We start from the raw sequence: 21,889 nt of genomic DNA, 5'->3' as shown, positions 1-21,889 counted from the left end.
TTTTGCTCCCCTTAAAAGCCATTTCAATCAGTTTAAATACAGTCATCGAAACAACAGCACTTAACAAACTTAATTTAGCGACCGGTTATGACCATTCGCAATTAAATCAATATCTCAAGGGGAACACCATGAAAAAGCAACTTATCTCTACTCTCATTATTGGCGCATTAGTATTTTCAACCCAAGCTACAGCTGAGCAAAGTGTTGAAGTTGAAAGTAGCAGTAATAACGAAGAACTGATTGGTCTTACATCTGGCATTGTACTTGGCGCGGTAGTCGGGGGACCTGTTGGTGCCATTATCGGCGCTTTCACCGGTACCTTAGTGGGGAAGTCTGTTGGAGATGACGATGCCTTAAAAAGTCAGCAAGCTATGTTAGATGAAAAAGAGCAGCAGCTGATTGCCCTTAATCAGCAGAATGAGTCGCTGGTTGAGCTATCAGATCAGTATGAGCAAGCGCAGCAACAATTAACTAATTTAAAAATGGCCCAAGAGCAGAAGTTAACGGAATTGGCATTAGGGTTAAATATCCAGTTTAAAACCGGCTCTTCAACTATTGAGCCACACTTTCAGAGTCAGCTAAATGATATTGCTTATGCAATGTCATTATCGCCAGAGTTAACGCTGGACTTAACCGGCTACGCCGACCGTCGAGGAGATGGCGATTACAACCAAGCTTTGTCAGAGCAACGCGTTGCTGAAGTGAAAAGCTATTTGATTGAACAGGGTGTTACTGAGCAGCGCTTACATAATCAAGCATTCGGTGATTCATCGCCATTAATGGCGGAGCAAAGCTTTGAGAATGATTTCTTTGATCGCCGAGTGACCCTAAAGCTACAAAATCAAGATGGCTCGTTAGCGGCATTTTCTGCCAAGTAACCGTAAAGGATTGCTAAACACTGAGTTGATTCATTGAGAGCAGAGTTGGCTCAGTGCGCAGTAGATAGCTGACAAGGATTAGGGAGTAAAGATGACTGGGTTGTTTACACTTAAGGCAAAAGAGCCTTTAGCCTCCAACACCATGTTAAAAAGAGCGCCGATAACATTATCGATGTTGTGTTTATTGTTCGCAGCAAATGTGTCGGCGTTGGCAACAACACCAGAGGCTATAGAAGACACAACTACAGCTGTGAATGGTGTAATAGCCAAGCTGTTTAGCTTAGATCAAATTAAACAAGGCAGCTTAGTGTTTGAGAATGCGCAAGGTGAATTGAGCCTGGCATTACCACTGCAGACTAAAGTGAGCATGGATGTTTCTGGTTGGACAAACCGTGTGGCTGTGCGTCATGAATTTAGCAATCCTTCGGCTCAATGGGTTAATGGTCAATATATTTTTCCATTACCGAATGAGGCGGCGGTTGACACGCTTAAGCTTTATATCGGCGATAGAGTGATAGAAGGGCAGATCCAACCAAAGAAAAAAGCCAAAGCCATGTTTGAACAAGCTAAAGCTCAAGGCAAGAAGGCCAGCTTACTTGAGCAAAAACGGGCAAATATTTTTAAAGCTGAGGTGGCAAACCTTGGACCGAATGAAAAATTTATTGTTGAACTTAGCTATCAAGAAACCCTTGATTATAGAGATGGCGAGTTTAGTTTGCGTTTTCCTATGGTTATAGCCCCAAGGTATACGCCTAAGCAAACGGAGCTTAATAGCCAAGATCACGCCAAGCTTAATGAAGCACAGGCGCTGAGCCAACAAATCATGAAGCAGATCCGGCCTGAGGAGTATCAGCAATATGTTGCGGGGCAGGCAAATACTGACAGTTTGTCTGATCGGAGCTTACATCAACAGGTTGCGGCAATTGGGGAAGTCACCAGAAGTCGTGATACTGAAAATGCAGATAGCGAAAATACTTATACCGAGAACACAGATAGCGAAAATACTGTTGCTATTGAGGTTTTGTTTGATGCGGCAATGGCGGTTGAGAACATCGTCAGCCCTTATCATAGCGTAAGCATTAATATGGTGGAAGATGCCGCCGCTAAGGTGACATTGTTGCACGATGTTAAAGCTAACCGTGACTTTGTGCTCACCTGGCAGCCCTTGCAAGCCAGCGAACCTACTGCAGCTGTATTTACTCAGCAAGGTAAAACTCACCAAGTGCCTCAAACCGATACTCCTGCAAAAGCACCATTCGTTAGCGGTAAGTTAATTAGTGGGGAAGGGGTTAGTAGCGAAGCAGAGCCAAAGGCAAAAAATCAGCCGCAACAACAGGAACAAGATAAGTACGCATTAGTGATGTTAATGCCGCCACAAGCAGGTGATAAAACATACTTATCGACCCCTAGAGAGTTAATTTTGGTGATTGATACATCAGGCTCTATGTCAGGTGATGCCATTATTCAGGCAAAATCTGCACTAAAGCATGCGCTGGCGGGCTTAAAAGCCCAAGACAGTTTTAATATTTTGCAATTTAACTCTGGAGTGTCTAAATGGTCTGAGAAAGCCATGCCTGTCACAGCTGCCAACATTGGCGCTGCTCAAAGCTATATTAATGCTTTACAAGCCAATGGTGGCACAGAAATAGCCTTAGCGCTTGATGCCGCGTTAGAACAACAGAGCCTGTTAAGTCACAGTTCACATCATTCTGTAAAAGAGCAAACTCTTAGGCAAGTTCTGTTTATTACTGATGGCGCAGTGGCAAATGAATCAATGTTATTTACCCAAATCGAAGAGCAATTAGCGGACAGTCGCTTGTTCACCATTGGCATAGGCTCTGCGCCTAACGCGCATTTTATGCAGCGGGCGGCCGAATTAGGACGAGGGACTTATACCTACATAGGTAAGCTTGATGAAGTGAATCACAAAATGGTTAAGTTACTTGAGAAAATTGAAAAGCCACAAGTGACAGATGTCGAGCTTAAGTTTAGTGATGGCAGTATTCCTGATTATTGGCCTGTAAGGATCCCCGATCTATATGCCCATGAACCTATTTTAGTTGCGGTTCGCATTCCTAGCTTTGTGGATGATGATTTGCTTATTCAAGGATTTTTAGCCGGGCAATTTTGGCAGCATCGCTTACCGCTGGACAGCAAAGGCGGGGAAAAAGGTTTAGATCTGGTTTGGGCAAGAAAACAGATTGCCGCGTTGGAGTTAAGTAAACAAGGAGCGAATAAAGCACGGATAGAAAAGCAAATTACGGCGATTGCAATGAACTTTCATATCATGAGTGCCTATACAAGTTTGGTTGCGGTAGACATCACCCCGGTTAAACCACAAGGCGAAGTGGCACTAGGTGCTCAAGTAAAGCAACATTTACCCCACGGCTGGCATAGTAATTTGCAGGGGGGAACGCAAACACTGCCGCAAACGGGGACCAATAGTTATGTGTTACTGATTTTTGGCAGCATGCTCATATTACTAGCGGGTTTGTATCGCTTGTCTTTTTACCGAAGTGAAAATGCATCAATGTAAATTATTAAGCTGACAAAGAGTTGATGGAATTTGGATAATCGACGAGAACACTTATGCAAAAGATAGATGTACTTAACTCGTTTACAGGTTTGGCAGACAAGAGAAAAAGCCAAAGTAAAGGTTATTATTTTCACCGATTGGTGGCAGGATTATTACTTTTCGTTGGTGTCGGACTATTTGTACAAGGCGGATATATGCAAGCTAAAGCACATTTTGCCCAATTTTTAATACAGCAAGCATGGCAGAAAACATTACTCGATAGAAAGCCTCATAAACCTTGGTCTTGGGCTGATACTCATCCTGTGGCAAAACTAGACTTTTTAGCTGCTACAACAAGCAACACTTCAGCTATTCATGCTGAGCGTGAAGGTAGCAGTTTGTATGTGCTTTCGGGAGCATCAGGGCGTAACTTAGCATTTGGACCGGCGCTAATGTTATCGTCAGCCAATATTAATAGCCGCGGTAATACGGTCATTGCAGGCCATCGAGATACCCACTTCGCTCGACTAAATGGGATTACAATAGGCCAGCTTATTCGGTTGCAAGGTGTCTCTGGTAAAAGTTTACTTTATAAAGTAACCGCAGCAAAAATAACGCACGAATCAGACATTAATGTGATTCAAGATGGCGGTGAGGCGACGTTAACCTTGGTAACATGTTATCCGTTTGGTGCTGAATTCTCTGGTGGGCCGCTGCGTTATATTGTTCAGGCGAAACCGATCAATTAGTGCTAATTAAGTGTTTGCACAGATGGTGTCACAAACACTCAAAGAGGTTAGATTGGCATGACTCGATTTCGGCCTAATCGTTTCGCCTCGTATAGTTGCTTGTCGGCTCGTTCGATAAGTGTGTTGACGCTATCTTTTAAAATAAATTCAGCAACGCCGAAAGAGGCATTGATATTATTAATGTTATCGCCTTTACGTTTGTCTTTTACAACGAGCTTTTCAAGGCTTCTACGCATTGACTCTGCTAGCTGACGAGCACGTCTTAATTGGCTATTAGGAACAATTAAAGCGAACTCTTCACCACCAAATCGATACAGTTTAGTACCATTTTGGCAGGCCTCGTTTAAACGTTTAGTTACCGATTTTAATACTTGATCACCGAGCTGGTGGCCATAGGTGTCATTGAAAACTTTGAAATGATCGATATCAGCGATGATGAGGCAAAGCCCATCAGGATGTTGTTCAAGGATAGCTTGAAGGTCTTTATTAAAAGCGCGGCGGTTTAACGAGCCTGTTAATGCATCGAAATGAATTTCATGTTCAGTTTTTATTAACTGTGCTTTTAATGCATCAATTTCTGATTGAGCTTTGGCTAGTTGCTCTGAGAAGTGTTGCGCACTGACCCGGATCTCATTGGAGTCATTCACGAGGCTTTTGACAACAGTAAGAACTTCTTCAATAGTAAAGCCTTCGTTTTCAATTTTATTCAGCTTAATGTGATTACTATCGATCTTACTTTTAAAGAGGTTAGCATCTAAATTTGTGTCTTTAATGGACTGAGATAATTCAGTCACCATAGCATCCAAGTTTTGCCGCATATCGATAACATCGAGCTCTACTGGATCAGATAGAAACTCTTGATATAGCCGCTCACTTTGGCTCGGTGGGCAGGTGTTATATTGGCTAACAACGGTATCTAAATGTTTATTTAGCATGGGAGATTGAGCGCCGACATAGGCGTACCACAGTGCGTAATTTGTTGGAGTTGTGGGTATTTGATACTTCAACATTAACGGAATCGCTTTTTTAAGCTTAGATGCGGATTCCTTGAGTAGAGGAGTTGCCATGTTTTACAGCCTTATTACTTACCAATTAGCGCTCAGTTGAGTAGACCCAGAGCTGAGATTTGCTCATTATGCACTTTATTCATTAATTTTATTATGTTTTTTAACAACATAAAACTCTAAATAGCATAATTGGCTATTAAACAAACGATAATAGTAGGATTAAATTGCTTGGATTTGATTGTAAATAGTATCGGTAAAGCGATGGGCTAAAATAATGGGGTACATTAGAAAGAGTTGTCGCAAAGACTGGCTCTGCGACTAGAATTGATAACTGACTGACAGCATTGGGCCGGTAAAACTGTAGTAGATATTATAATCAGCAAGCTTTATATCTGCATCGGTAAAAGTAGACGTATATTCAACATCAACTTCATAATAGTTAAATGCTGCTGTCATATGCCAGTTTTCACTAATCTCAGCCTCAACACCAAGGCGAATATCGACTAAGCCGCCTTTAAGGTCGTCGAGCTTTATATAAAAATACTGGGCGTGGCCGTTTAGTTTAAATCCAGGGTAAAACTCGTAAGTGCCATAAACACCGATATCTGGCAAAGGAGCTGATAACTTCTCATCAACCACTTTAGGAATATCGATGGTATCTGGACAACGGTTCTCCGTACCAGAATCACATATACCTATTTTCCCTTTAAAAGCCGTTTTAATAAACATGGCATGTAAACCAACTGAAAGACCAACATCGTAATTATGACCTTGCCAAATATCATAACCATAACCAATTCGCATAATATCGATATTCAGCGTGGTATCTAGTGAGATCCCTGATTTGATATCGTAAGTCGTGTCATCCCAGGTGAATTGAAATGGCTTTTCCACAGACTGAACTGCGGCATTACGGTGCAACTGTTTCCAGTCAACATATAAAGTATGGCGGTCGTTAAAGTGATGAGAAAACTCAAAGAATGGCAAAAATTGTGATTCTTCTAGTTTTAGATCAGATTCAAAATCGAGTGCAAAAGCGTTGCCTAAGATGGGATCATTTACATCTATGGTAGAGTCTGTATTTGCATAAAAGCCTCCAATACGGATAACAGTATTGTTATCTGCATAAGTCATAGGGCTTGCAATTAAAACGAGTGTAGCTATACCGCGAATGATGAAACTTTTAAGCATTAAAAGTCACTCCGTCGTTCTTATTTTTATGTGTTTAAATCAGTAACGCTTTTTATTGTTCGAGCTCTAGCATAGCAGGATCTAACTTTTTGTGAATGAATTGTTTCAAAAAGTTACATTTAGTTTGATCTAATGCAATTTAATGACGTTTGGCTCACTTTTTCTAGTTGAAGTGGGTATGTTACTAGTGAGTATGTCTTAGCTAGGTTCCTACTTAGCATATTCCATTTATGGTAGTGAAATAGGCTGACTAGTCGCCAATATGGAGTGTAGAGTATAAATGCAGAATAATGTTATTAACGCTAGACGAAATAACCCAATATAAGTTTTTTGGCTTTAAATCAAAGGCTAGAGAGCCTCCCTCTCTAGAATAGATAGCTAAATAGATTCAATTAATCGAGGGAGAGTATTTTTGTAATATTGGATAGGCTGAGGCGAATGAGCCTATAACTAAAATAATTTTGGGATTAGAATCATGGCCCAAGTTAGCCCGCAAAACGCGAGGCTCATAAAGACTGCAGCAGAGGCAATATCTTTTGCTCGACCACTTAATGGGTGATGCTCATCGCTAATTCTATCAACAACGGCTTCTATGGCTGAATTAATTAACTCAACAATTAATACCATAAACAAACCTAGGATAAGCAATACTCGCTCAACGGTTGAGGCATCAATAAGCAGTGCTATAGGTAGCATTATTACGGCTAATGTTACTTCTTGCCTAAAAGCGGCTTCATTCTTCCATGCTAGCTTCAACCCTTGTATTGAAAATCCAGTTGCTCTAATGACGCGTTTTATACCGTGGTTATTAGCAGGTTTCATAGTGTTCCGTAATTTTATTTGGCCGTTCTAGAGAAAGATCGTTAGGCATTTTCCGATTATAGCATGAACATTTTTAGGATAAATGCAGTGTGTTCATCAAGTCTTTGTTGGAATTGACACTTCTCTAACAGCAACTGGCTTGGCATCTACAAACTAAGCACCTAGACTTAGCGAGTACTTCACAGGATGTGTAAGTAAAATTATCAAGCAAGGAGCCACGGTATGATAATTAGAACGATACAGTTTTTATGCATTAGCCTTAGTTTTTCTTTATGCATTGCCAATATCGCGATTGCTGAAGTAGGCAATATGCCTCGCACTAAGCCATTAATTCAACTGGCAACCACTGCTTCCAACCCCATATCGAATGTTTCAGATTATCTGATTAGTGAAAAGCTTGATGGCGTAAGGGGCTATTGGGATGGTAAAAACCTTTACAGCCGATCTGGCAGAAAGATTGCTGCGCCAGATTGGTTTATTCAGCACTTCCCAAAATATCCATTAGACGGTGAATTTTGGATAAAGCGCGGAGCGTTTGAACAAATCTCTGCAATTATCCGGAAAAATCAAGCGACAGATGCTGAGTGGAGCAGGGTTTTATTTATGGTATTCGACCTACCGGCAGAGACAACTCCCTTTGCAGGTCGCTATGACAAAGCTGTTAATGAACTTACCGGTACTAGCGCCTATTTACAGGTGATTAAGCAATATTCGCTCACAACAGCTGGCGTATTAGATGCTGATCTACAAGCCATTATTGATTTAGGCGGTGAAGGATTGATGTTACATAAAAAGACCGCACTTTATCAGGCTGGACGTTCTCAAGATATTGTTAAGCTAAAACCTTTCTACGATGCTGAAGCTGTGGTTATCGCTCACAATGAAGGTAAAGGAAAGTTTAGTGGCATGCTAGGGGCGTTAGTTGTTGAAAATCAAGATGGCAAAGTATTTAAGTTAGGTAGTGGCTTAAGTCACGAGCAAAGGCTTAATCCGCCAAAGATAGGTAGTGTGGTCACTTATAAATACTACGGTCTTACGCAAAAGGGGACACCAAGGTTTGCCAGCTTTTTAAGAGTGAGAGCATCTCAATAGTATGTAGTTGATCAATTAGATGAAATTGTTGATTATGAATCTGGGCTAACTGAATACAGTAAATAGATTTAATTATAATAAAAAGGCTCGAGATTATGGTCTCGAGCCTAAAATATTCAACCGATGAACAATTATAGAACTTGTAATACTTGAGCAATGGGTAAACGAGACTTTGGCAGAGCAGCGTTATAATCTTCAGCGCTGTGGTGATAACCCATTGCGAGTGCAACACCGCACTCATAGCCATCAAGCTCATCTTTAAAGATTTCACCAATTAACTCACTATCAACGCCTTCCATGGTAGTAGAGTCGATGCCTAAGCGTGCAAGTACGTGTAAGGTGTTACCCAGTGCTAAGTAAGTCTGTGCTTTAGTCCATGTCGCATTGTTGCCGTTTTCATCAGTGTTAAGATCAACAAAGGCAAACGCACCAAAAGCTTGCTCTCTTTCATCAGCGGTTGAACGTTTATCTTCAATGCCTTTATCAACGACTTTTGCGTAGTCTTCACGAGTATATTTAGGATTGTGAGCAAACAAAACAATATGCGAGGCCGCTTTAATGTGTGGTTGATTGAATTGGAACTTATTAGCAAAAGTGTCGTGCATACGCTGTTTTGCTTCATCGCTTTCAATCACAATAAATTTCCATGGTTGTGAGTTGATAGACGATGCAGAAAGATTCATTGCTTGATAAATAACATCAAGATCGGCTTGAGGAATACGCTTAGAAGCATCATAGCGTTTTGCTGTGTAACGGCTTTCAAGATCAGCAATAATAGGGTGAGTCATAATCTTTTCCTAATGTAGAGCGGTGGAACTTCTTTAACAGTTGCCGCTATGCTACCTGTATCAGTGTATTTGAAAAATAGTGTTTTAGTTGAATGATTATCAAGATTTTATTGATAATGAAATTATCACAATAAAAAAGTGTAGCTAATACTGCAATGGTTTACATTGAAGTAGAGCAAGTAATTGATTCATATGAAATGTTAAACATTTTTATTAAGGGGCTACAATGAAACACATTTCCTCTATTCTATTTGTATGTATGGGCAACATCTGTCGCTCTCCGTCCGCTGAAGCGATGTTTAGAGCAAAAGTTTCTGCAGCGAAGCTTGATATTAGGATTGATTCAGCAGGGACGATTGCCTATCACCAAGGAAACGCTCCGGATAAACGCTCTATTGCGGCGGGCGTTAAACGTGGTTTGAACTTTAACGGCATGCAAGCCAGAATGGTGACTCAGACTGATTTTAGTGACTTTGATTTAATTCTTGCGGCGGATGAGCAAAACCTGCAGGACTTAAAGCGTATTTGCCCTGCGGAGTATCAAGCAAAGCTGGCACTCATGTTAGATTTTTGTGCTTTTGGAGAACATGATGCTATTTATACGGAAGTTCCAGATCCCTATTATGGCGAAGGGGACGGTTTTGAGCTTGTTTTAGACTTACTCGAAAATAGCTGTGATGGGCTTGTTAGTCGCATCCAAAGTGGGCAGTTGTGATCTCTGATGAGAATAGTTTGTTGCTGGGGTTTATTTCTTGATGAGAATAAATAGGCGGGAGTTAATATAAAAGCGCTCTATATGAGCGCTTTTATATAAATAATCAGCTATTAGCTAAAGCGTTTACCTGAGCGCTTAAGGCGTTCTTGTTCTTTACGTGCTTCTTCTTTAGCTTGTTTTTCAGCAAGTAGTTTTGCTACTTCAATCTTTTCAATTTCAGCCATTTCAGGTGTTTCAAGTGACAACTGACCAATTCGTCCTGCGCGGAAGTCATGTAGCAATACTTCAGATGCTTTATGCAAATCGATACGTCCACCAGGGCGAAGTGCACCGCGGTTACGGCCAATCGCTTCAAGTAACTCAATATCTGTATTTGGCATCTGCTTGATTTTATAACGCTCAGCAATCGCTTCTGGATAAGCAGTTAGAAAATACTCAGCAGCAAACATCGCTACATCTTCGTACTCCATCGCGGTATCTTTAATCGCGCCTGTTACCGCTAGGCGATAGCTACTTTTTTCATTATCAACTTTTGGCCACAAAATACCTGGGGTATCAGAAAGCACAATACCATTTTTTAAATTAATACGTTGCTGGGTCTTAGTGACCGCAGGCTCGTTACCGGTTTTAGCTATCATTCTGCCGGCTAGAGTATTAATAATGGTAGATTTACCGACGTTCGGGATCCCCATGATCATAGTTCGAATATCTTTTTCGATTTTGTCACGACCGGGCACAAATTTACGGCATAAGTCAGGGATTTTTTTGACTTGTCCAGCTTGTAATGTGGTAATCGCCATTGCTCTTACCCCTTGCTCTTGCTCAAGGTATTCAATCCAAGCTTGGGTCGTTTCTGGGTCGGCTAAGTCGGATTTATTCAGTAGTTTGATACATGGCTTATCTCCACGGAGTGTTTGCACCATAGGGTTTTCACTACTGTAAGGGATCCTTGCGTCAAGCACTTCTATCACCAAATCGACTTGAGGCATCACCTCTTCGATCTCTTTTCGTGCTTTGTGCATGTGTCCTGGATACCACTGAATTGCCATGTGTGTGCTCTACTATCAAATTACATAATTAAAGGGATTTTACCTTGTAACGCTTAAGTTTAACAAACAAAAAGCGCCCTAAGGCGCTTATTGGGCTGTTATTCAGTGCTAATGCGGCTAAATAACCCCTAATTCACGTAAGCGTTCCATCAAATAACTGTCGGCAGTATATTTATCTGACAGTTTAACCTCGGGGTTTGGGTGTAAAAATAGCGGTAAAGAAATTCGCGATTTAGTTTTATCCATTCCTTGTGGGTTGATCACTCTATGGCTGGTTGATGGGAAATAGCCGTTCGATGCTTCTTGCAGCATATCGCCGATATTAATAATCAAGTTGCCAAAATCACTTGGCACATCAATCCAATTGCCATCTTTTAATTGCACCTGCAATCCCGGTTCATTGGCTGCTGGTAATACAGTTAGTAGATTAATATCTTCATGCGCTGCCGCGCGGATAGCGCCAGGCTCTTCATTACCGGACATTGGTGGGTAATGTAAAACACGTAGTAAGGTCTTTTGGCTGTCTTCAATCATCTTGGGCAATGCGATTGAAAACTTCTGTTTTACATCTGCTGGAGAAAATTGCTCAACCCATTCAAGTAGTTCTGCAGCTAGTGTGTTAGCGTCATCATAATATTTAAGAATATTATCCCTCAAAGAGTCAGGGATACGTCCCCATGGATAAACATGAAAATATTCTTTGATATCTTTTACACTGTGGCCTTTTGCGGTCTCAGAGATTTCAGCTGGAAAGAAACCATCTTGAGTTTCTGGGTTAAAAAGGTAAGCCTGCTTTACTTCGGTATTGAAAAAGCTATGCCACTCTTTATAGATATCTTCAACAAGGTCTTTATTGATAGGGTGGTTACTTAATACACCAAAGCCAGTCTCTCTTAATGAGGATACAAACTTTTCTGCTGCATCTTGTGCGCGATAATCGATCGTTTCTAATGTCATCTTGATTCTTCTTATTATTAAACCCCGAGCAAGTTTAGCGGTGCAAAACACCGTGCGCAAACCTAAGTGACCTTGATCACACTGGTTATTGTTCGGTGTATCGAAAACGCTTCTGTTACAAGGTAATAATTATCTAAATTTTAGCGACTTAAGCGATAACATTAGCATGAAAAATAATCATAAATATTGCGTCATTTTGTTGGTGATTTAAACCAATACTGAGCCGGTGAAGTAGACTTGAGTCTATGACGTTAGCTAAAAGCTCAAGTGAAGACTGCATACTAAGAATTAAAGTCAAAGACTTAAGTTAACAGCCAATCTTAACTACGATAAGCTATTAAGTAATCTTGAAAGCTTTTATGGACGTATAGGGTCTACTGTATAGCGTTATTCGTCATCTATGCCAACGAGCGAGTTTATAGATGATTAAGAGTGACTTAATGAGATAAAGGTTTAATTAGCAAAACAGCTAGACAGTATAAGGGGCTGAGATTTTGATGCGTAAACTCACTGAATTTGAAAAGCACGTCATTGAGCAAAAAGGCACCGAGCGTCCTTTTAGTGGCGAATATAATCAACATGATGCTAACGGCGTTTATTGTTGTAAAAAGTGTGACGCTCCGCTTTACCATTCAGATAGTAAATTTAATGCTCACTGTGGTTGGCCTGCTTTTGATGATGAAATTGCCGGGGCGGTAAAACGTAATATTGATGCAGATGGTAGACGAGTTGAAATCGTGTGTAGCCAATGCGATGGTCACTTAGGACATGTGTTTGAGGGCGAGTTTTTAACACCTAAAAATGTCAGGCATTGTGTTAACTCTGTATCAATGACCTTTAAAAGTGCTGATGAGCTGGACTGTCAGAGTAACAAATTAGCCGTTGCGACATTGGGTGGTGGCTGTTTTTGGTGTATTGAAGCTGTATTTTCGGCAATCAAAGGCGTCGAAAAGGTGACGTCCGGATACGCTGGAGGCGATGCTGCTGACGCTAATTATAGAGCTGTATGTAGCGGTGAAACTGCGCATGCTGAAGTGGTACAGATAGAATTTGATCCCGAACTGGTGAGCTTTGAGAGTTTGCTTGAGGTGTTTTGGGTGAGTCATGATCCTACGACGTTAAATAGGCAGGGTAATGACAGAGGGCCGCAATACCGTTCGGTGATTTTTATCCATGATGAAGAGCAAGCATTAATTGCCAATAGTATGATTGCCGATCTCACAAAAGTTGCAGCTTGGCCGGATCCTATTGTGACAGAGGTTGTTGCTTATGATGGCTTCTTTGCTGCAGAAAATTACCATAATGATTACTTTGAACTTAATGGTGAGCAACCTTACTGTCAGATGGTGGTTAAGCCAAAAGTCGATAAGGTTAAAGCACTATTTGCTGATAAGTTGAAATAATTGGTGCAGATAGATAATAAAAAAGACAGGCACAGCCTGTCTTTTTTGATTGTTAAAACTGAATACTATTTATGAGTCAAGCTTATCGTCAGCCACTTTATAATGTGGATCTTCGATTAAGTTAACTTCAACTAAATCACCTGCTTTAGCCAGCAGCTCTTTACAGTCATTACTTAGATGACGTAAATGTAAACGCTTTCCGCTACCTACATAACGTTCAGCAAGGGTATCAATTGCATCAAGAGCCGAGTGGTCGCATACGCGAGAGTTTTGGAAATCAACAATCACGTCTTGTGGATCGCTTTTAGCGTCAAATAACTCTAAGAATTCAGCAACTGAACCGAAAAATAGCGGTCCATTTAACTTATATACTTTCCAGCCGTTTTGATCTTCACTGACTTCGACATTGATGTGCTTTGCGTGTTCCCAGGCAAAGACTAGTGCTGAAACAATAACCCCGACAAATACGGCAAATGCAAGATCGGTAAAGACAGTAACGATAGTAACCAATACGATAACGAACGCATCGTGCTTTGGTACCTTGCGCATGACTTTGAAGCTAGCCCACTCAAATGTGCCCAACACCACCATAAACATCACACCAACTAGAGCTGCCAGTGGGATCATTTCTATCAGTGATGAACCGAATAAGATGAAAGCAAGTAAGGCAACCGCTGCGGTAATGCCTGACAAACGTCCACGACCGCCAGAGTTGATGTTGATCATTGACTGGCCAATCATGGCACAACCACCCATAGCGCCAAAGAAGCCACTGGTGATGTTACCCACGCCTTGACCAATACATTCTTTGTTACCGCGACCACGAGTACCTGTCATTTCATCGATAACCGTTAATGTTAGTAACGATTCAATTAAGCCTACTGCAGCTAAAATTAACGAGTATGGCAGAATGATGTATAAGGTTTCTAAGCTGAACTCTACCGCAGGTATTGAGAATGTCGGTAGGCTACCTGCTATCGTAGCATTGTCGTTACCGCTCATTGATTTTAGAAAATCTAAAACAGTACGAGTATCTAGGTTTAAGAAAGTAACAAGTAGAGTTACAGTCAAAATTGCTGCAAGTGAAGAGGGGATTGCGGTCGTTAGCTTAGGCAAGAACTGAATAATGGCCATGGTTAAAGCAACAAGTCCTAGCATAAGGATTAGTTGATCTTGCGGTAGCCAGTTCATTACACCATTTACATCTGGCGTTTGAAATTGTCCTAACTGAGCAAGGAAGATAACAATAGCTAGGCCATTAACAAAACCTATCATTACTGGATAAGGAACAATACGGATAAACTTGCCGAGTTTAAATACACCAGCAGAGACTTGAATTAGACCTGCTAGGACAACTGCGGCAAATAAGTATTGCACCCCATGCTCTGCAACCAGAGCAACCATAACAACGGCCATGGCACCAGTGGCACCAGAAATCATACCAGGTCGCCCGCCAATTAATGCAGTGATTAGACCCATAATAAATGCAGCGTATAAGCCAACCATAGGTTCTACGCCAGCAACAAATGCAAAAGCGACGGCTTCAGGAACCAATGCAAGGGCTACGGTAAGACCTGAAAGTAAGTCAGCTCTATGGCTGGCTGTTTTGTGACGAATAAGATCGAACATTTAGCCTCTGTTAAATATATGTGTTGGTGTTAATAATAATTTGCCGCGAATACTAACAAAATTGCGGCAGTTTGAACATAAAAAAGCCATGCCCAGAGGCATGGCTTTTAGCTGCAACAGTTAACTTAAATTAAGTACGAACTGTTTCAGAGTTTGCAGTGTTAGCCGTTCTAGGCTTTGCTGCTTCAGTAGTTGAAGCTTCATATTGGCGACCGGTAGGTGTTGCAATATTCTCTCTGCTTTCAACTGTTGGTTTAGTCGTTTCTGACATCACCATAGAGCCAAAGCGGCTTGCTGGCTTAGCGGCAGGCTTAGTCTCAACAACTGCTTCTGGCGCTGCTACTGGTGTAGCTTCAACCACAGCGACTGGAGCTGATTGAATCGCTGCAGGTTTTGCCATTGGCGCAGAGGCTGATTTTGCAGCTGGAGCTTCGGCTTTCACTTCAACAGGCGCTGCAACTTTAGCTTCAATAACTGGCTCAGCTTTCACTTCAACAGGCGCTTCAACTTTAGTTTCAACAACTGGCTCAGCTTTCACTTCAACAGGCGCTTCAACTTTAGTTTCAACAACTGGCTCAGCTTTCACTTCAACAGGCGCTGCAACTTTAATTTCAACCACTGGCTCAGCTTTCACTTCAACAGGCGCTTCAACTTTAGTTTCAACCACTGGCTCAGCTTTCACTTCTGCAGGTGCTTCAACTTTAGCTTCAACAACTGGTTCAGCTTTCACTTCAACAGGTGTTTCAACATGTGGCATCTGTACTGATGCAACTTCAATTGGCTCTACGATAGTTTCAGCAACGACAACTACTGGCGCTGGTGTTTTTGCTGGTTTCTCAAGTGCAACCTCAACAGCGGTTTCTACCTCATTAGGTACAAAAGCGGGTACAGCTGAGCCATCTTCATTATTTTGAGCATCTTCATCACGACGACGACGTTGACCAGCGGCTCTCAAATGACGTGGACTACGTCGACTTCTGCGCTGACCTTCACGAGGTTCACGACTATTGTCTTCTGATGCCATAGTTTCTTCTGAACTTTCAACTGCACTTGTTACTGGCGCACTGTCAGTGGTTTCAAGTTTTGTTTCAACGACAGGCTTTGTTGCAGCAACTGCTGAATCTTCAGCATTAACGGTTTCAACAGCTTCTGTTTCAACAGTTTCCACTTTAGCTTTCGGCTTACGTGGTTGACGTTTTGGCTTAGCTGGCTTGTCATCTGTCGATGGTTTCGCTTGTACTGGCGCGTCAGTTACTACAACGTCCGCTTTTAGCTCTTCTTGCTGTTCGTTGTTCACACGTACTTTACGACGCATGTTACGACGCTGGCGACGTTCACGTGCAGCTTCTTGCTTTGGCTGTTCATTCGTTGCCGAATCAGGCTTATTGTCTTTACGCGCTTTATCGTTACGTGGTTGACGCTTGTTCGTCTCTTCAGAAGTTGAACGAGAGTCATTGTTATCATTACGACTATTTTTTGCTCTCTTCTCTTTAGACTGTTCCGTGTCACCGCGTGAATCGTTACGGTTATCGCTGCGATTGTCGTTGCGGTTACGACGAGGATCATTACGGCGATTACTGTTACGACGGTTATTATTGCGGCCTTGATTGCGGTTGTCTTTGTCTTGCTTCTTAGGCTCGACTTTTGGCTCTTCTTTTGCACCAAATAGTGAGCTAATCGCTGCGGCTATCTTAGCAAAGAAACCTGGCTCTTCTTTCTTAGGAGCTGTTGCAGGTTTAGCTTCTTCAATGACCGCTTTTTTCGGCGTAGAGAAACCTTTGAGTGCTGGTTGTGGAGCTGCAGCACGTTCTAGTTTACGTGGTTCATAAAGCTTAGCTTCTTCTTTTTCAAGTAGCTTGTAGCTAGATTCACTGATTTGATCATCTTTACGGTGACGTACAACGCGGTAGTCAGGTGTTGTCATATTTGGATCTGGAATGACATACACTTCAACATTGTGGCGTTTTTCAGTAATTCGAATTGCTTTACGTTTTTCGTTCAATAGGAAAGCGGCAACATCAACAGGCACAACCGCTTCAATTTGCGATGTGTTTTCTTTAATTGCTTCTTCTTCCATTAGACGAAGAATTGATAACGCTAAAGATTCAGTACCACGAATAGTACCTTGGCCATGACAGCGAGGACAAAGGTGCGCAGCTGATTCTTCTAGAGAAGGGCGTAAACGCTGGCGTGACATTTCCATCAAACCAAAACGTGAAATACGACCTAACTGTACGCGTGCACGGTCATGGTGAACAGCGTCTTGCATACGCTTTTCAACTTCACGCTGGTGACGTACTGGCGTCATATCGATAAAGTCGATAACGACCAAACCACCTAAGTCACGTAGACGTAATTGGCGTGCAATTTCATCAGCAGCTTCTAAGTTGGTATTTAGAGCAGTTTCTTCGATATCGCCGCCTTTAGTAGCACGAGCAGAGTTAATATCGATAGAGGTTAGTGCTTCAGTTGGGTCAATAACAATTGAACCACCAGACGGTAGGCGCACTTCTCGTTGGAAAGCTGACTCGATTTGAGTTTCGATTTGGTAGTGCGTAAATAATGGTACTTCAGCGTCATAACGCTTAATACGCTCAACAAAATCAGGACGAACTAATGAAACGTGTTCTTTTGCTTGTTCGTAAATGCGTGGGTGGTCAATTAAGATTTCGCCAACATCACGACGTAAGTAGTCGCGAATTGCACGAACAATCACGTTACTTTCTTGATGGATTAAAAATGGAGCTGGAGCACTCTCTGCAGCTTCTTTAATGGCTGCCCAGTGATGCTGTAGTACCTTAAGATCCCATTTCAGCTCTGCTGGGTCTTTACCAACACCGGCAGTACGGACGATTAAGCCCATGCCTTGTGGTACTTCAAGCTCAGCAAGTGCAGCTTTCAGTTCAGTACGCTCATCACCTTCGATACGACGTGAAATACCGCCGGCGCGAGGGTTATTTGGCATTAAAACTAGGTAAGAACCTGCCAAACTGATAAAGGTAGTAAGGGCTGCACCTTTGTTACCGCGCTCTTCTTTATCAATTTGAATAATAACTTCCTGACCTTCTTTGACCACCTCCTTAATGCTAGGACGGCCTTGGAAAGAGTAACCTTTAGGGAAGTATTCTCGTGCAATTTCTTTTAGAGGTAGGAAGCCGTGACGCTCAGCACCATAATCAACAAAAGCCGCTTCTAAAGACGGCTCTACACGCGTGATTGTGCCTTTGTAAATATTGGCTTTCTTTTGTTCATGACCTGGGCTTTCAATATCCAAATCATACAGTTGTTGCCCATCAACAAGGGCAACGCGCAACTCTTCAGATTGAGTCGCATTGATTAACATCCGTTTCATGATGACGTAATTCTTCTTTATATAAGGTCATCAAACGTTACTACTTTCACTGCATTACGGGCCTAGGATTAAAAAACAGAACCTCACGGTTAGTCTCTAGGCAAGGTGCGCATTAACTGTTAGACGCATTCGCTGCGTGTCGCATCCTATTTATGGCTTATTTTTTTATGTTTACAAAAAACAAGGAATTCGTTGTTAAATGTCAACCAACCCCATAAATTCTTTAAGTACTTTCCAGTAATGCCAATTCGAAATGGTAGCGTCTGACGACGAGTTAAAATTATTCTTCGAAATTGGGGCCGTTTCAGTCGAGAAACCAGTTGTAAGTTGGGTTTTCATTTTGATTTAGTCGTGAAGGCGTATGTTCTTGCCTTTTGATTGATACAACGACCCGTAAATCAATGATTTACTATCAAACTTTAAACGTTTTTAGTCTCGTTCTGGAACGTCATGTAAGGCCGACTTAGGCATGTTTTACCCAGTTATAGTCGGCGATAGCGAGGGAAATATAGCAATAATAGATAAAATCAGCAAATGGAAAGGCACAATTCTTTTCAGTTGTTGTACAATGCGTGGCAACGAAATACATAACGGCGCAGTATGAATACTCCATCTCCAAAAGCACAAGTCCAAATGGTTACGATTGATGAGGACCACGTTGGGCAACGTATAGATAATTTTCTTCTAACAAAACTTAAAGGCGTGCCTAAAAGTATGATCTATCGGATTGTACGTAAGGGCGAGGTGCGTGTGAATAAAAAGCGCATAAAGCCAGAGTATAAATTAGCTGATGGGGATGTGGTACGTGTTCCACCTGTTAGGGTATCAGAGAGTGAAGGGCGTCCGGGTCCCTCTGCTAAATTGACAAAAGTTTCGCAACTTGAAGAACGTATTTTATTTGAAGATAAATACCTCATTGTACTAAACAAGCCATCAGGTATTGCTGTGCACGGTGGTAGTGGTGTTGAATTTGGTGTTATTGAAGCGATGCGCTCGTTGCGTACTCAACAGAAATTTCTTGAGTTAGTGCACCGTTTAGACAAAGAAACATCTGGTGTGTTGTTAATTGCTAAAAAGCGCAGTGCACTAAGACATCTGCATGATCAGTTAAGATATAAGAAAATGCAGAAAGACTACGTTGCACTGGTAAGAGGTGAATGGCAAGCACACGATAAAGTGGTAAAAGCACCGTTACTAAAACTTACGCTTAAATCAGGTGAACGTATTGTTCGTGTGAATAAAGAAGGCAAAGAGTCTGAGACTCGCTTTAAAATTTTACAACGCTACAGTGATTCAACGTTAGTCCAAGCGAGCCCAGTTACTGGACGAACTCATCAAATTCGTGTTCACTGTCAGTTTACTGGTCACCCAATTGCCTGCGATGAAAAATACAGCGAGCAAAAGTTTGATGACTCAATGCGTGCTCAAGGATTAAATCGATTATTCTTGCATGCGGCGCAGCTAAAATTTACTCATCCGGAAACGGAAGAGGTTATGCAGGTTAAAGCGCCATTAGACCCAATACTAGAATCAACCTTAAAGAAGTTAAAGAAAGTATGAAGCCATACGAATTAGTCATTTTCGATTGGGATGGAACCTTAATGGATTCCATCAGTAAAATTGTTACTTGTATGCAGCAGATGGCTCAAACGTTATCTATTGATACGCCGACTGAACAAGCGGTGAGAGATGTCATTGGCTTATCAATGGAAGAGGCGCTAAAAACGCTTTATCCATTGAAGTCAGTGTTAGACTTTGAACCTATGATTAATTCGTATAAAGAACATTATTTGACACTTAATAGCACTCCTAGCCCCTTGTTTGATGGTAGTGCTGTGTTACTTAATGAATTACGTAGCATGGATTATCGTTTGGCTGTAGCAACGGGTAAAGGCCGTAACGGCTTAAACCGAGTGCTTACAGAAACGAATTTAGGGCATTACTTTGAGTCGAGTCGTTGTGCTGACGAGTCAAAGAGTAAACCTAACCCTGATATGATTTTTGAATTACTTGAAGAGTTAAAGGTTAAGCCTGAGAGTGCCGTCATGATTGGTGACTCTCTGCATGATCTGAATATGGCAAATAACGCGGGTATCGATTCTGTGGGTGTCAGTTATGGTGCACATAGCGAATCAACATTGCTACTGGCTAAACCCAAAGCGATTATTCATCAGCCATTAGAATTACTGCAAATACTAAGGTAAGCCTGCATCAATGTGATTGGCTACTCTGAGGCACTGGGATTTAATCGGTAAAGTAACTGTAAATTAGACGTTGAGCGTAACTTGTCCATTGTGTATTAGCGTGAAATAAACAGTATAGTTTATTGGTTTATTATTGCTGAGCGGCGCCATTTTGTTTGTGCTTGAACATCTCATTGTCAGCATTACTGATTAGTGACGATAGTTCTGCCGATGTGTCTGTGACTAAATGTAAACCAATACTAGCACTTAATGTTATCTCGTATTCATCAATAGTGATTTGTTTACATAAGGCTTGCTGTAACCGCTTTCGCCATCGATGTAATAGGCTTTGATAACCAAAGTCTGTCATGTTATTGCAAGTTGTGAACAGTACAAACTCATCACCGCCTATTCTTGCAACAGTATCTTCGCCTTCACTGACTTTTGTTAAAGTATTGGCCACCTCCTTTAAAACCAAATCACCGATTTTGTGGCCAAAGTTATCGTTAATCGATTTAAAGTCATCGATATCGATATAGGCTATGATCATTTTTTTATCGTTACTAACGCCTTGATCCAATAAACTATGGAACTGTTCGAACAATGAACGCCTATTGGCGAGCCCTGTTAAGCTATCGTGGTTGGCTAAATACTCAACCTTATTTTTTGCTTTCTCGAGCTCGGTAATATTGTGTGCTGAGACAATCGCACCTTTAATTTTGCCGTTGGCATCATAATATGGGTTGTGGTGGACGTCTAAAAAGATGGGCTTTTCTATATGTGGGGGGTGAACCCACAATTGGGTTTTTATCTGTTCACCTTGCATACAGCGATCTAGTAACGGCTTTATTTGCCCTTCAAAAACGGCTAAACCATGTAATTCATAAACAGGGCGGCCAATAATATCAGCTTGATTAAGGTTAAATAATGATTCGTAGCCCTTTGATACGACTCTGTAGATATAATCTGTATCTACAAAAGACATATATTGCTCAGATGAAGCGATCATATCCTGACGTTGTTTTAGCTCTCGGTTAATGATCTGACGTTGATATTCTACGCCCACTCGCTGAGCTAATAATCTGAAAAACTCTTTTGATTTGGTATTTTCAACTTGTGGTAAAGAATCTATGACGAAAATATGCCCGAGTATATCGCCCTGTTCGTTGAATATTTTTTCAGCTTGATAACTATTGGCTCCCAATTTTTTTAGGAGCTCAAATTTGGGGAAGCGTTGCTGTAGTTCGTTAGTAAAAGTAAGGTGTTGTTTATTCTGTGCTAGGTAGATTTGTTCGCAAGGGGAGTTTTTTAATTCAAATTCGAAACCAGGTAGGCTTTTCTTTCCGTCGCAAAAAGCCACGACTTCAGCAAAGCCTTTCTTAGTTGAAGGTCGGACAAAGCCAGCCCATCGACATTGAGTCACGAGCGTTAATGCACTTAACGCTCGAGGAAAAAAACGTTCATCGGTACACGGGGCAGCAAGCAGTGCAAGCGCTTCTTCAATATTGGTCATATCCCTTTCTCAATCGTTGAACCGCATGCAGAAACTTTCTATTCAT

Annotated in this window: 17 protein-coding genes; 8 read left to right on the top strand and 9 right to left on the bottom strand. The window is 41.6% G+C overall.

Annotated elements, in window-relative coordinates; all coding sequences use genetic code 11:
* The first annotated feature begins 128 nt into the window (after nt 1-128).
* The 3 genes from pdsO to L2747_RS02100 all read left to right on the top strand — a co-directional run bounded on the left by pdsO (nt 129) and on the right by L2747_RS02100 (nt 4,142).
* Nucleotides 129-878: a sortase-associated OmpA-like protein PdsO gene (gene pdsO, locus L2747_RS02110; RefSeq protein WP_248997453.1), complete on the top strand. Its 750-nt coding sequence runs from the start codon at nt 129-131 to the stop codon at nt 876-878.
* A 91-nt stretch (nt 879-969) separates the two neighbouring features.
* The gene (locus L2747_RS02105) at nt 970-3,414 is read left to right on the top strand and encodes a marine proteobacterial sortase target protein (protein ID WP_248997452.1); all 2,445 of its coding nucleotides are present in this window, start codon (nt 970-972) and stop codon (nt 3,412-3,414) included.
* 53 nt (nt 3,415-3,467) lie between these two features.
* Nucleotides 3,468-4,142 (top strand): class GN sortase, encoded by a 675-nt coding sequence (locus L2747_RS02100; protein WP_248997451.1) that lies wholly within the window; start codon nt 3,468-3,470, stop codon nt 4,140-4,142.
* Between the two features lie 47 nt (nt 4,143-4,189).
* Here L2747_RS02100 and L2747_RS02095 read toward each other — a convergent pair whose 3' ends face one another.
* From L2747_RS02095 to L2747_RS02085, 3 genes are all read right to left on the bottom strand, one after another.
* Complete coding sequence (locus L2747_RS02095) at nt 4,190-5,209, bottom strand: diguanylate cyclase domain-containing protein (protein WP_248997450.1); 1,020 nt, start codon at nt 5,207-5,209, stop codon at nt 4,190-4,192.
* Between the two features lie 258 nt (nt 5,210-5,467).
* On the bottom strand, nt 5,468-6,340 hold the full coding sequence (locus L2747_RS02090; RefSeq protein WP_248997449.1) for a hypothetical protein: 873 nt from the start codon (nt 6,338-6,340) through the stop codon (nt 5,468-5,470).
* 450 nt (nt 6,341-6,790) lie between these two features.
* The gene (locus L2747_RS02085) at nt 6,791-7,162 is read right to left on the bottom strand and encodes a diacylglycerol kinase (protein WP_248997448.1); all 372 of its coding nucleotides are present in this window, start codon (nt 7,160-7,162) and stop codon (nt 6,791-6,793) included.
* Between the two features lie 222 nt (nt 7,163-7,384).
* Between L2747_RS02085 and L2747_RS02080 the strand changes: the two genes are divergently transcribed.
* Nucleotides 7,385-8,254: a DNA ligase gene (locus L2747_RS02080; RefSeq protein WP_248997447.1), complete on the top strand. Its 870-nt coding sequence runs from the start codon at nt 7,385-7,387 to the stop codon at nt 8,252-8,254.
* A gap of 131 nt (nt 8,255-8,385) precedes the next feature.
* Here L2747_RS02080 and L2747_RS02075 read toward each other — a convergent pair whose 3' ends face one another.
* Nucleotides 8,386-9,042, bottom strand: a complete 657-nt coding sequence (locus L2747_RS02075) for a nitroreductase family protein (RefSeq protein ID WP_248997446.1) — start codon at nt 9,040-9,042, stop codon at nt 8,386-8,388.
* 226 nt (nt 9,043-9,268) lie between these two features.
* On the opposite strand from L2747_RS02075, the gene L2747_RS02070 reads away from it, so the two are divergent.
* Nucleotides 9,269-9,757: a low molecular weight protein-tyrosine-phosphatase gene (locus tag L2747_RS02070; protein WP_248997445.1), complete on the top strand. Its 489-nt coding sequence runs from the start codon at nt 9,269-9,271 to the stop codon at nt 9,755-9,757.
* A gap of 110 nt (nt 9,758-9,867) precedes the next feature.
* Here the strand turns inward: L2747_RS02070 and ylqF are convergent, their stop codons facing one another.
* A complete protein-coding gene (ylqF, locus tag L2747_RS02065; RefSeq protein WP_220780182.1) occupies nt 9,868-10,806 on the bottom strand; it encodes a ribosome biogenesis GTPase YlqF in 939 nt (312 codons plus the stop codon).
* A gap of 117 nt (nt 10,807-10,923) precedes the next feature.
* Nucleotides 10,924-11,763, bottom strand: a complete 840-nt coding sequence (locus tag L2747_RS02060; protein WP_248997444.1) for an isopenicillin N synthase family dioxygenase — start codon at nt 11,761-11,763, stop codon at nt 10,924-10,926.
* Nucleotides 11,764-12,260: 497 nt separating this feature from the next.
* On the opposite strand from L2747_RS02060, the gene L2747_RS02055 reads away from it, so the two are divergent.
* Entirely contained in the window at nt 12,261-13,166 is a 906-nt protein-coding gene (locus L2747_RS02055) for a bifunctional methionine sulfoxide reductase B/A protein (RefSeq protein ID WP_248997443.1), read from the top strand.
* A 69-nt stretch (nt 13,167-13,235) separates the two neighbouring features.
* Here the strand turns inward: L2747_RS02055 and L2747_RS02050 are convergent, their stop codons facing one another.
* Together L2747_RS02050 and rne are read right to left on the bottom strand one after the other, a co-directional pair.
* Nucleotides 13,236-14,795 carry a SulP family inorganic anion transporter gene (locus tag L2747_RS02050; RefSeq protein WP_248997442.1) on the bottom strand — a complete coding sequence of 520 codons (1,560 nt, stop codon included), beginning with the start codon at nt 14,793-14,795 and terminating at the stop codon, nt 13,236-13,238.
* A 130-nt stretch (nt 14,796-14,925) separates the two neighbouring features.
* A complete protein-coding gene (rne, locus tag L2747_RS02045) occupies nt 14,926-18,147 on the bottom strand; it encodes a ribonuclease E (RefSeq protein ID WP_248997441.1) in 3,222 nt (1,073 codons plus the stop codon).
* Between the two features lie 600 nt (nt 18,148-18,747).
* Here rne and rluC point away from each other — a divergent pair.
* Entirely contained in the window at nt 18,748-19,707 is a 960-nt protein-coding gene (gene rluC, locus L2747_RS02040) for a 23S rRNA pseudouridine(955/2504/2580) synthase RluC (RefSeq protein WP_248997440.1), read from the top strand.
* A complete protein-coding gene (locus L2747_RS02035; protein ID WP_248997439.1) occupies nt 19,704-20,351 on the top strand; it encodes an HAD family hydrolase in 648 nt (215 codons plus the stop codon). Before rluC ends, L2747_RS02035 begins: the two co-directional genes overlap by 4 nt.
* A gap of 130 nt (nt 20,352-20,481) precedes the next feature.
* On the opposite strand, the gene L2747_RS02030 is transcribed toward L2747_RS02035, so the two are convergent.
* Complete coding sequence (locus L2747_RS02030) at nt 20,482-21,843, bottom strand: sensor domain-containing diguanylate cyclase (RefSeq protein WP_248997438.1); 1,362 nt, start codon at nt 21,841-21,843, stop codon at nt 20,482-20,484.
* Between the last annotated feature and the right edge of the window lie 46 nt (nt 21,844-21,889).

The organism is Shewanella marinintestina (assembly GCF_023283845.1).
GTDB classification, from domain to species: Bacteria; Pseudomonadota; Gammaproteobacteria; order Enterobacterales; family Shewanellaceae; genus Shewanella; species Shewanella marinintestina.
This window is presented reverse-complemented; position numbering and strand designations above follow the sequence as displayed.

Coding starts and splice junctions, on each gene's coding strand:
- pdsO (WP_248997453.1), top strand. CDS start 129: ATGAAAAAGCAACTTATCTCTACTCTCATTATTGGCGCATTAGTATTT.
- L2747_RS02105 (WP_248997452.1), top strand. CDS start 970: ATGACTGGGTTGTTTACACTTAAGGCAAAAGAGCCTTTAGCCTCCAAC.
- L2747_RS02100 (WP_248997451.1), top strand. CDS start 3,468: ATGCAAAAGATAGATGTACTTAACTCGTTTACAGGTTTGGCAGACAAG.
- L2747_RS02095 (WP_248997450.1), bottom strand. CDS start 5,209: ATGGCAACTCCTCTACTCAAGGAATCCGCATCTAAGCTTAAAAAAGCG.
- L2747_RS02090 (WP_248997449.1), bottom strand. CDS start 6,340: ATGCTTAAAAGTTTCATCATTCGCGGTATAGCTACACTCGTTTTAATT.
- L2747_RS02085 (WP_248997448.1), bottom strand. CDS start 7,162: ATGAAACCTGCTAATAACCACGGTATAAAACGCGTCATTAGAGCAACT.
- L2747_RS02080 (WP_248997447.1), top strand. CDS start 7,385: ATGATAATTAGAACGATACAGTTTTTATGCATTAGCCTTAGTTTTTCT.
- L2747_RS02075 (WP_248997446.1), bottom strand. CDS start 9,042: ATGACTCACCCTATTATTGCTGATCTTGAAAGCCGTTACACAGCAAAA.
- L2747_RS02070 (WP_248997445.1), top strand. CDS start 9,269: ATGAAACACATTTCCTCTATTCTATTTGTATGTATGGGCAACATCTGT.
- ylqF (WP_220780182.1), bottom strand. CDS start 10,806: ATGGCAATTCAGTGGTATCCAGGACACATGCACAAAGCACGAAAAGAG.
- L2747_RS02060 (WP_248997444.1), bottom strand. CDS start 11,763: ATGACATTAGAAACGATCGATTATCGCGCACAAGATGCAGCAGAAAAG.
- L2747_RS02055 (WP_248997443.1), top strand. CDS start 12,261: ATGCGTAAACTCACTGAATTTGAAAAGCACGTCATTGAGCAAAAAGGC.
- L2747_RS02050 (WP_248997442.1), bottom strand. CDS start 14,795: ATGTTCGATCTTATTCGTCACAAAACAGCCAGCCATAGAGCTGACTTA.
- rne (WP_248997441.1), bottom strand. CDS start 18,147: ATGAAACGGATGTTAATCAATGCGACTCAATCTGAAGAGTTGCGCGTT.
- rluC (WP_248997440.1), top strand. CDS start 18,748: ATGAATACTCCATCTCCAAAAGCACAAGTCCAAATGGTTACGATTGAT.
- L2747_RS02035 (WP_248997439.1), top strand. CDS start 19,704: ATGAAGCCATACGAATTAGTCATTTTCGATTGGGATGGAACCTTAATG.
- L2747_RS02030 (WP_248997438.1), bottom strand. CDS start 21,843: ATGACCAATATTGAAGAAGCGCTTGCACTGCTTGCTGCCCCGTGTACC.